This window comes from Actinomadura sp. NPDC049382, from assembly GCF_040677125.1.
GTDB lineage: Bacteria > Actinomycetota > Actinomycetes > Streptosporangiales > Streptosporangiaceae > Spirillospora > Spirillospora geliboluensis.
In genome coordinates, this window is the sequence record NZ_JBFARO010000254.1 from 1 (window position 1) to 2,962 (window position 2,962).

Below are 2,962 nucleotides of genomic sequence, written 5' to 3' on the forward strand. Positions count from 1 at the left end.
CTCGCGGCGCCGCATCATCCACCGCTGGAGCCGCGGCTGCACGACGACCAGGACCAGCGCGATGATGATCAGCGCGATGACGATGACGTTGGCACGGCCGCGTCTCAGCCCGCGTAGTCGAGGCTTCCGTCGCGGCGGCCGACGGACACGAGCCGGTCCATCGACAGTGCCGCCACCGCGTACCAGCAGGCCCCGACGAGCGCCTCGGTCCCGAGCAGCCGCAGGACGTGTCCGGCGGGCGCGCCGTCGAGGATGCCGCGCACCGCCTCCAGCCCGTGCACGACCGGCAGCGCGTGCGCCGCGACCTCCAGCGGCGCGGGCCAGACCTCGACGGGGACGTTCACGCCGCCGAACGTCATCACGATCCCGTAGGCGGCGTTCAGCACGAGCCATTCGACGCCGCGCAGCCGCAGCGCGATGCCCGCCAGCGCGCACCCGTACCCGTAGCTGCAGGCGAGGACGAGCAGGACGACCGGCAGCGCGTACCCGGCCTCCGGCCAGGGCAGCGGGACGCCGAGCAGCGGCGGCAGCACCAGCCAGGCGACCGTGGAGCTGGCCAGCCCGGTCACCGTCCACTGCAGCCCGCGCCCCAGGTACACCGGCAGGTGCCCGGACGGCGCGATGGCCAGCAGCGGCAGCGTCCCCATGCGCCGCTCCCCGGCGAGCGAGATCACCACGATCGTGGACTCCATGCAGGCCAGCACCACGATGTTGCCGACGAGGACGTACCGCATCGTGTCCTCGTCGCCGACGTAGCGGCCCAGCAGCGCGTAGAACGTGGCCTGGCACAGCAGCCTCATGAGCCACCCGAACGTCCAGGTCCTCCACGTGTAGACGGCGCCCATCTCGGCGAACCCCAGGATCAGCGACTCCCGGGCGATGCGGAACACGTGCCTCACGCGAACTCCACCATGCCCTCCCGGCGCGACCGGTCCACGTAGCGGCCCGTCAGCCACAGCCCCGCCGCCATCGCCGCCGCGCCCAGCGCGAGGATCGCCGCGACGGGCCCGATCCAGCCGTCCGCGTCGCCGCGGACGGCGTCCCGCAGCAGTTCCGCGCTCCACGACAGGAACACGATCCGGCTGAACGGGTGCAGCCAGCCGGGCAGCGCCGCGACCGGGACGAGGATTCCCCCGAGGATGTAGAACGGGTAGCCGAGCGAGTTCTGCAGGACGTCCCGCGCCCGCGACACCACGAGCACCGCCGACAGCAGCGTGGCGGTGCCGACCGTCGCGAGGCAGGTGACGGCGACGGCGAGCGCGAACAGGGCGGGGTCGGCGATCGCGACGACCCGGCCGAACCCGACCGCCGCCACCAGCCACGACTCCGCGAACGCCGCGGCGCCCACCACCACGACCATGGCGACCCGCCCGGCGACGACCGGGCCGAGCGGGACCGGGGCGGCGACCATCGGGGCGAACCGCCCGGCCCAGCGGTCCTCGGGGACGATGCGCCCCGCGTAGTCGAGGGCGGCGACCCAGAGCCCGATCAGCCCCGGCGCGAGGACGGCGTTCGCCACCGCGTCCGGGCGGTGCGACGTCACGGTGAGCGCCAGCATCGTCGTGGTCTGCATGGGCGCGATGAGCAGGATCAGCGTGTGCTCCGGGTTGCGCCGCGACAGCGCGACCTGGAGCAGCACCGCCTGCCACACCACGCGGAGGGTGCCGGCGCTTGCGCGGAATGTGCTCATACCCGCATCCCCCGGTCGCCGACGGCGCGCAGGTAGACCTCTTCGAGGGTGGGTTCGCCGCGCCGGGCGGTGAGCACGTCGCGGTCCAGCAGCCAGGCGAGGACGCGGCGAGTGCCGTCCCGGTCGGCGGTGTGGACGCGCCAGGCCGCACCGTCCCGCCGCTCGACGTCGATGACGTCCGGCAGCCGCGCCAGGTCCTCGGCGACGGACGGCCCGGAGTACGTGAAGTCGACGCACTCGCGCTCGCCGAGGTACCGTCCCGCCCGCGCGGTGTCCCCGCTCAGCAGGACGCGCCCGCGGTCGATGAGCGTGACCCGGTCGCACAGCGCGGCGGCCTCGTCCATGTCGTGCGTGGCCAGCAGGAAGGTGCGGCCCTCGGCGCGCAGGTCGAGGACGAGCCGGCGGAACGCCCCGGCGGCGACGGGGTCGAGCCCGGACGTCGGCTCGTCCAGGAACAGCACGCGCGGCTCGTGGAGGAGGCCCCGCGCGAGGTGCAGCCGCTGCCGCATCCCGCGCGAGAACCGCTCGACGCGGTCGTCCGCGCGGTCGGCGAGGCCGACCCGCTCCAGCAGGGCGTCGGCGCGGGCGCGCGCGGTGCGGGCGTCGAGCTTGTAGAGGGCGGCCCAGAACAGCAGGTTCCGCCGGGCGGACAGCCGGTCGTAGAGCCCCCGGTCGCCGCCGAGGACGAGCCCGACCCGCGACCGGACGGCGCGCGTGTCGGCGACCACGTCGCGGCCGAGGACCCGCGCCGACCCGCCCGAGGGCAGCAGCACGGTGGAAAGGATCTTGACGAGGGTGGTCTTGCCCGCGCCGTTCGGCCCGAGCAGCCCGTGGATCTCGTCCTGCTCGACGGCCAGGGTCAGGTCGTCCAGGGCGACGACGGGGTCCTGCCGGCCGCGCTTGTAGACGCGGCGCAGTCCGGATGTGCGCACGGCGGCTTCCATGCCTCCGACCGTCGCGGTAAGGAGGGGGCCCGAGCCATAAGGACCCGGCTTATCTTCGCGGCGGGCCGTCTGGGCGAGTGGGCTAGACGAGGCCGCGGTCGCGGGCGGCGGCGGCCGCCTCGCCGCGTGTGGAGACGCCGAGCTTGGCGAGGATGTGCGAGACGTGGACGCTCGCGGTCTTGGGGGAGATGACCAGCTCCTCGGCGATCTCCCGGTTCGTCCGGCCCCGTGCCAGCAGCCGCATCACCTCCGCCTCGCGCGCGGTGAGGGGCCCGCCGGACGGCCCGGCGAGGCCCGCGCGGCGCGCGCGTTCGGAGACGCGGCGGGC

General features: G+C 74.8%; 4 protein-coding genes. All 4 read right to left on the reverse strand.

The features are described 5' to 3' along the window. Window positions 1-104 precede the first annotated feature (104 nt). Window positions 105-899, reverse strand: coding sequence for an ABC transporter permease (locus tag AB0K34_RS46370; protein WP_364554910.1), 795 nt, complete (start codon window positions 897-899; stop codon window positions 105-107). Continuing rightward, on the reverse strand, window positions 896-1,690 hold the full coding sequence (locus AB0K34_RS46375) for an ABC transporter permease (protein WP_364554912.1): 795 nt from the start codon (window positions 1,688-1,690) through the stop codon (window positions 896-898). Before AB0K34_RS46375 ends, AB0K34_RS46370 begins: the two co-directional genes overlap by 4 nt. After that, a complete protein-coding gene (locus AB0K34_RS46380; RefSeq protein ID WP_364554914.1) occupies window positions 1,687-2,622 on the reverse strand; it encodes an ABC transporter ATP-binding protein in 936 nt (311 codons plus the stop codon). The genes AB0K34_RS46375 and AB0K34_RS46380 overlap by 4 nt, the downstream gene beginning before the upstream one ends. A 94-nt stretch (window positions 2,623-2,716) precedes the next feature. Further along, window positions 2,717-2,962 (reverse strand): response regulator transcription factor (locus tag AB0K34_RS46385; RefSeq protein WP_364554915.1); only part of this gene is annotated, 246 nt, incomplete at its 5' end.

What these genes read in the sequence shown, in the direction of transcription:
- AB0K34_RS46375 (WP_364554912.1), bottom strand. Translation starts at nt 1,690, where the DNA reads ATGAGCACATTCCGCGCAAGCGCCGGCACCCTCCGCGTGGTGTGGCAG.